Source organism: Mesorhizobium sp. M7A.F.Ca.US.002.01.1.1, assembly GCF_004022955.1.
GTDB classification, from domain to species: domain Bacteria; phylum Pseudomonadota; class Alphaproteobacteria; order Rhizobiales; family Rhizobiaceae; genus Mesorhizobium; species Mesorhizobium ciceri.
Map to the genome: position 1 here is coordinate 1 of NZ_RZQE01000298.1, position 7,498 is coordinate 7,498.

The 7,498-nt window shown below is 63.5% G+C and carries 4 protein-coding genes; all 4 read left to right on the forward strand.

Annotation, left to right across the window (positions count from 1 at the left end; translation table 11 throughout):
- Nucleotides 1-3,480 (forward strand): PAS domain S-box protein (locus EN932_RS24110; RefSeq protein WP_128369116.1); only part of this gene is annotated, 3,480 nt, incomplete at its 5' end.
- A 512-nt stretch (nt 3,481-3,992) separates the two neighbouring features.
- A complete protein-coding gene (locus tag EN932_RS24115; RefSeq protein WP_027163159.1) occupies nt 3,993-5,021 on the forward strand; it encodes a substrate-binding domain-containing protein in 1,029 nt (342 codons plus the stop codon).
- Nucleotides 5,022-5,117: 96 nt separating this feature from the next.
- Nucleotides 5,118-6,584 (forward strand): phosphate ABC transporter permease subunit PstC, encoded by a 1,467-nt coding sequence (gene pstC / locus EN932_RS24120; protein WP_063169148.1) that lies wholly within the window; start codon nt 5,118-5,120, stop codon nt 6,582-6,584.
- Nucleotides 6,581-7,498: DUF3333 domain-containing protein (locus EN932_RS24125; protein ID WP_127366504.1), on the forward strand; the 918-nt coding region annotated here is incomplete at its 3' end. The genes pstC and EN932_RS24125, both read left to right, overlap by 4 nt.

The window sequence follows — 7,498 nt, forward strand, 5'->3', positions numbered from 1 at the left end:
GACGCCAGCCGCGACATCGATCCGTTTGGCTCCGACGACGCGTCATGGCAGCGGCATATCGCCGAGCGCGAGGCGGAAATCAGGGCCGGTATCGCCGGATCGCGGCAGTTCCCACGCAATGACGGCCGCACGCTGATATCGTCGATGGCGCCGCTGGCCGGCGGGAAGCGGCTGATCTCCTATGTCGACGTCACCGACATGAAGGACCGGGAGGCCGAACTTGCCGACGCGCTGGAGAAAGCGCGGCTGGCGGAAGCGGTGATCAACGCCGTCAAGGATCCGATCTTCGTCAAGGACGACCATCTGCGTTTCGTCTTCGTCAACGAGGCGTTCGCCGCTCTGTTTGGCCAGACGCCGCAAGCCATGCTCGGCAAGCCCGGCGGCGATTTCCTCCCAACGAACGCTGTCGCGCTTTTCGAGCAGAGCGAACGTGACGTCCTTGCCACCGGGCGGCCGTACGAAGTGGAAGAGAATTTCGAGGTCGACGGCGCCAGCCGCTCGCGCATCGTCCGGAAGAGCCGCGTCGGCATGGCCAGCGGCCGCAACTACGTTGCCGGCTTCCTGTTCGACATTTCCGACATGAAGCGCCGCGAGACGGAGGCGCAGGACGCACGCAAGCATCTCGCCAGCGTGCTGGAATCCTTGCCGGCCGCCGTGATCATCTACGATCGCGACGACAGGTTCGTTTTCGCCAACCGCAAGATCCAGGATACGCTGCCGGCCTTGAAGCCGGCGTGGCAGCCCGGCTGTACATTCCGCGAAGCACTCGTGCTGGGTCATGCGAACGGCTATTTCCGCAGCAGCGGCGATCCGCAAATCGACCAGCTCTACGACAGCGATCATGACCGCTGGCTGGACGCGATCCTCGCCCGCTACCGCTTGCCCAGTTCCTCCTACGAGCGTCACAATCCCGATGGCCGCTGGTATCAGGTCTACGACATGCGGACCGACGACGGCACCTTCATCGGCGTTCGCGTCGACATCTCCGAGATCAAGAGCCGCGAGGCGGCATTGCGCGATTCCATGCGCCAGATCGACCTGTTCCGGCATGTGATGGACGAGTTGCCGGTGGCCGCCTTCATCAAGGCGCAGGACCTGAGCATCGAATTCGTCAACAAGGCTTGGTGCGCGATCACCGGCTTGGCAAAGGAGGATGTCATCGGCCGCACCGACCGGCAGTTGTTCGGCGCGCAGGACGCGGATGGCTACAGCCATGACGACACGCAAGTCGCCGTGACGGGCGTCGTCAAGGAGGTCGAGGAACCCGTCACCCATCGCGACGGCACGGTTCGGCAGTTGATGACCCGCAAGAGCCGCCTGGTGGCGCTGGACGGGTCGGTGCATCTGGTCGGTTCGAGCACCGACATCACCGACGTCAAGGCACGCGAGCGTGCGCTGGAAGAAAGCATGCGCGAGAACGAGGTGTTCCGCAGCCTGATCGACAATGTACCGGTATCGATCTACGCCAAGCGCTCCGATCTCCGGCAGTTCTATGTCAACAAGGGTTGGTGCGATCTGACGGGCTTCAGCAAGGAAGAGGCCATCGGCAAGACCGACATCGAGATTTTCGGGCCGGATGGCGAGGCCTTTGTCAATGGCGACCTCGCCGTGCTGCGCACCGGCGAAACTCAGGAGGTCGAAGAGACGGTGACGCTGGCCGACGGCAGCGTCAGGCATCAATTCGCCCGCAAGGGCGCGATGATCGCCTCCGACGGTTCGCTCTACCTGATCGGCTCGACCACCGACATCACCGAGCTGAAGATGCGGGAGGCCGAACTGCGCGAGGCGCGTCAGCGCGCCGTGCTCGCCGACCGCGCCAAGTCGGAATTCCTCGCCAATATGAGCCATGAGATACGTACGCCGATGAACGGCGTGCTCGGCATGGCCGAACTGCTGGCCAAATCGGACCTCGACCCGAAGCAGAAGACGTTTACCGACATCATCGTGAAGTCGGGCAATGCGCTGCTCACCATCATCAACGACATACTGGACTTCTCCAAGATCGATGCCGGTCAGCTGGTGCTCGATCCGGCGCCCTTCAATCTGGCCGAGGCGATCGAGGACGTGGCGACGCTGGTGTCGACGCGCGCCAAGGAGAAGGACCTCGAGCTGATCGTACGTGTCGAGCCTCGGCTCGAGAGCCTATTCATCGGCGATGTCGGCCGCATCAGGCAGATCGTCACCAACCTGCTCGGCAATGCGGTGAAATTCACTGATGAGGGCCATGTGCTGGTCGACGTCACCGGCGAGAGGGTTCCAGCCGGAACGAAGCTCACCATTTCGGTCACCGATACGGGCATCGGTATCCCCGAGGAAAAACTGAAACTGGTGTTCGAGAAATTCAGCCAGGTCGACACTTCATCGACGCGGCGGCACGAGGGGACCGGCCTCGGCCTCGCCATCACCTCGCGGCTCGTCGAGCTGATGGGCGGCGACATCGGGGTCGAAAGCGCCGAAGGCAAGGGTTCGACGTTCTGGTTCTCGGTGACGCTGCCGAGGGCCGGACAGCAGAACGGACAACGCATCATGCCGATCGACGTGACCGGCGCGCGCGTGCTGATCGTCGACGACAATGCCGTCAACAGGGCGATCCTGACCGAGCAGATGACATCATGGACGTTCGATTCCTGCGCGGCCGAAAGCGGCGCCGAAGGCCTCAAGGTGCTGATCGCCGCAGCCGCCTATGGCGTGCCGGTCGATTGCGTCGTGCTCGACTACCAGATGCCTGAAATGAGCGGCGCCGAAATGGCGCGGATCGTGCGCAACACCGCTGGCCTTGCCGGAACGCCGATCATCATGCTGACCTCGGTCGACCAGTCGCTCGCCAACACCAGCTATCGCGATCTCGGCATCGATGCCCAGTTGATCAAGCCGGCGCGCTCTTCGGTGCTGCTGGAAACGCTGGTCGCCACCATCCAGCGGCATCGCCACAACACTGGCGGCAGCGACGCGCAGCCGCTCGCGGCCGACGTCGCTGCGAGCAATGTGACGCGGCCGCAGCCCTCGGCACCGTCCGAACAGCGGGCGCTGCTGCAGCCGCCTTCGATTCGCCCGCGGCCACCGGTGGCGGCTGGTGGCGACAGGCTGGACATACTGGTGGCCGAGGACAATGAGGTGAACCAGATGGTGTTCACCCAGATCCTCGGCGAGACCGGTTATGGTTTCGAGATCGTCGGCAATGGCCGCAAGGCGCTCGACGCCTTCGGCCGGCTCAACCCGTGCATGATCCTGATGGATGTCTCCATGCCGGAGATGAACGGTCTCGAAGCGACCGCCGCCATTCGCCGGCTGGAGGAAGAAACCGGCACGCATGTGCCGATCGTCGGCGTCACCGCGCATGCGCTGAAGGGCGACCGCGAGCGCTGCCTGGAGGCAGGCATGGACGACTATCTGCCCAAGCCGATCAGTCCCCGGGCGCTGCTCGAGAAGGTCGAGCGCTGGGTCGGCGCCAGCCGGCAGGCTCAGCGCAACGCCGGGTAGGGCCGGTCCTGCCTGTCCGAGTGCCGGAAATACGGCGAAGATTCGCGCCCTGCCAGCGGCCAAGACTATGGTGCGATCGCACCATATCAAAGGTTGTATCCAGTCGAGACAATGGCGGCGTTCGATTCCTCCCTTTCCAGTTACGGGCGGGAGCAGCGACCGCCGGCATGAGACAGCGTCAACCTACCCCAACGGACCTGTTTTCGGCGATGGCCCGGCCATGACACCGTCTGGCTGAGAGCAACGCGCTCCCGTCCGGCTTTTTTTCGTAAAGGCCGGCTAACCCCAAATCGCCGGCCAATCTCGGCCCCAAGCGGAGCAAGTCTCTGATTCCGGGGACAAAGCCGGGCTGCGTGGTCAGTGCCGGCCAGGCGGCGTTTTGCTCATCGCGATGACGCGTTACCGGGGTGACATCAAACTGTCATGCGACTGTTATAATCGAAGGCTATTGGCCTCAGCGGGCGCCGACTGACGAGCGCCGAGAGACCATCTTCCGAACAGGAGCAGGCCACATGAAGAAATTCCTCTATACGGCGTCGGCCGCTGCGCTTGCGCTCGCCGCGTCGTCCGGCTTCGCCGCCGCGCGCGACCAGATCCAGGTCGCCGGATCATCGACCGTGTTACCTTATGCCAAGATCGTTGCCGAGCAGTTCGGCGAAACGTTCACCAACTTCAAGACCCCGGTCGTCGAATCCGGCGGCAGCGGCGCCGGCATCAAGGAATTCTGCAAGGGCGTCGGCGAAGACACGATCGACATCGCCAACTCGTCGCGTCCGATCAAGGCGGACGAACTCAAGTCCTGCGCCGCCGCCGGCGTGAAGGAAGTCCAGGAAGTCCGGATCGGCTATGACGGCATCGTCTTCGCCACCGACATCAAGGGCCCGGACTGGGCGCTGGTTCCCGCCGACATCTACAAGGCGCTCGCGGCCAAGCTGGTCGTCGACGGCAAGCTCGTCGACAATCCGAACACCAAGTGGAGCCAGGTCAATCCGAAGCTGCCCGACTGGGACATCGCCGCCTACATTCCGGGCGAAAAGCACGGCACGCGCGAAGTGTTCGAGACCAAGCTCCTCGATGCCGGCTGTGACAAGGCTGCTCTCAAGGCCGCCGGCATTGCCGACGACAAGGAAATCGGCAAAACCTGCATTGCCATCCGCAAGGACGGCAAGGCCGTCGACATCGATGGCGACTATACCGAGACGCTCGCCCGCATCGACTCCAACAAGACCGGCGTCGGCGTGTTCGGCCTCGCCTTCTATGAGAACAATGCCGACAAGCTGAAGGTCGCCACCGTGGAAGGTATCGTGCCTTCGACCGAGACGATTGCCAGCGGCAAGTATCCCGTCTCGCGCCCGCTGTTCTTCTACGTCAAGAAGGCGCATCTGGGCGTCGTTCCCGGCCTCAAGGAATATGTCGAGTTCTTCCTCGACGACCAGATGGTTGGCCCGGAAAGCCCGCTCGCCGAATACGGCCTCGTTGCTGCTCCGGATGCCGAGCGTCAGGCCCAGCGTGACGCTTTCGCCGCCGGAAAGTCGATGTAATCAAGCTGCCGAACCGGGGTGCGGGTCAAATCCGCGCCCCGGTTTCACCGCAGGCCGCAATGGCGGCTGCGTCAGAATTTCCCTTGGGGTGGGTCCATGTCGTCCTTGCTCGTACTGGCCATCGTCGTTGCCGTCGGCCTGGTTGCCTTTTTCATCGGCCGGCAGCGTGCCGCGGCCCAGGACAATGGCAAGGTCAAGCCGCATTCGCGTGCCCACTATCACGGCTGGTGGGCCTTCCTGCTCGCCGTCCTGCCTGCTCTTTTGCTGCTTGCCGTCTGGGCCGTCGGTTCTTCGGTCTATCTTGACCGGCACATCCACGCTGCCTTGCCCGAGCGTACCGTCGACAGCAAGGTTGCCAGCGAGGCACTGGATGTCAGCCTGGTAAAGAGCCTCGCCAGGGGCCTGCGCAAACTCGATGCTGGCACACTGGCCGCAATGCCTGCCAGCTTTGCCGAGTTGCAGCCGCTGCTCGCCGCCAAGGGCGTGGCACTGGCGAGCGACACACAGGATTACATGATCCCGATCGCCGTCGAGGCGAACAAGGTCCAGGACCGGCTCGGCCTGTTCGGTGCCATTGTCATTCTCGCTTCCTCGATCGCCGGTGCCTTCTATGCGCTCAGGCAGATCGAGCCGCGCGCCAGGGCGCGCAACAATGTCGAGCGGTTGATGCTGTGGGGGCTGCTTGCCGCCTCCACCATCGCCATCCTGACCACCGTCGGCATCGTGCTTTCGATGCTGTTCCAGACGATCACCTTCTTCGAGAGCGTCTCGCCGATGAGTTTCTTCTTCGGCACGGTCTGGGATCCGCGTTTTGCCGCTGCCGGTTCGGGCGGCAGCCAGGGCCAGTTCGGCCTGATCCCGCTTCTTGCCGGCACGCTCTATATCGCCGCCGTCGCGCTGCTGGTGGCGGTGCCGGTCGGGCTGATGTCGGCTGTCTACATGGCCGAATACGCAACGCCCAGGGTGCGCTCGGTGGTCAAGCCGGCGCTTGAACTGCTGGCCGGCATACCGACCATCGTCTACGGCATCTTCGCCGTCGTCACGCTTGGGCCGTTCCTGCGCGACCTGTCCGCGGCGCTGACCGGCGGCTCGCCGTTCATCCAGGGCCAGAGCATCTTCACCGCCGGCCTGGTCATGGGCGTCATGCTGATCCCGGTCGTCTCCTCTCTCTCAGACGACATCATAACCGCGGTGCCGCGCGCCATGCGTGACGGGTCGCTCGGCCTCGGCGCGACCCGCTCGGAGACGATCAAGCGGGTGATCCTGCCGGCTGCACTGCCCGGCATCGTCGGCGCCATCCTGCTGACTGCCTCGCGCGCCATCGGCGAAACGATGATTGTCGTGCTGGCGGCGGGCGTCGCCGCCAACCTCACCATCAACCCGTTCGAGGCGATGACGACCATCACCGTCAAGATCGTCAACCAGCTCACCGGCGACCTCGAGTTCAATTCGCCGCAGACGCTGGTCGCCTTCGCGCTCGGCCTGACGCTGTTCACGCTGACGCTGGTGATGAACATCGTCGCGCTCTACATCGTGCGCAAATATCGGGAGCAGTACGAATGACCGACATTCCCATGGATACGATGGTCAGGCCGGCGGCCCATCCGCGCCGCGACATCGGCCTGAAGGCCCGTTACGCCGCCGAACGACGTTTCCGCATCTATGGCGTCGTGGCGATTTCCGTAGGCCTGGCGTTCCTGGCAATCATGCTGATCACCATCGTCTCGAAAGGCTACACCGCCTTCTGGCAGACGACGGTGTCACTGCCGATCACGTTCGACGAGAAGGTGATCGATCCTTCCGGCAAGCGCGCAACCGATCCGAGCGTTCTGATCAAGGCGAATTATCCCAAGCTCGCCGAAAACGCGCTGGTGGCCAAGCTCGGCATCTCTCCTGATGACAAGCCGATGATCCAGAAGCTCAAGGGCTTCCTTTCGGAAGGCGCCCGCGTCCAGTTGCGCGACATCGTTGCCGCCGATCCCTCGGTGATCGGCACGACACGCGACGTCAACATCCTCGCCGCCGCCAATCTCGACTCCGCTTTCAAGGGCCAGATCGACCTCAGTGTCGAGGAAGCGCGACGCAAGGTCTCGGACCAGCAGATCACCTGGATGAACAAGCTCAAGGCCGAGGGCGCGATGGCCGAGCACTTCAACAGCGGCCTGTTCACCTACGGCGCCTCCAGCCGCCCGGAAACCTCGGGCATGGGCGTGGCGATCATCGGCTCGTTTTATATGATGGTGATCGTGCTGCTGCTCGCGCTGCCGATAGGCGTCGCCGCCTCCATCTATCTGGAGGAATTCGCCAAGAAGAACCGTTTCACCGATCTTATCGAGGTCAACATCAACAATCTGGCCGCAGTGCCGTCAATCGTCTTCGGCTTGCTCGGCCTCGCGGTGTTTATCAATTTCCTGGGCATGCCGCGCTCCGCCGCTTTCGTTGGCGGCCTGGTGCTGACGCTGATGACGCTGCCGACG

Coding starts and splice junctions, on each gene's coding strand:
- EN932_RS24115 (WP_027163159.1), top strand. CDS start 3,993: ATGAAGAAATTCCTCTATACGGCGTCGGCCGCTGCGCTTGCGCTCGCC.
- pstC (WP_063169148.1), top strand. CDS start 5,118: ATGTCGTCCTTGCTCGTACTGGCCATCGTCGTTGCCGTCGGCCTGGTT.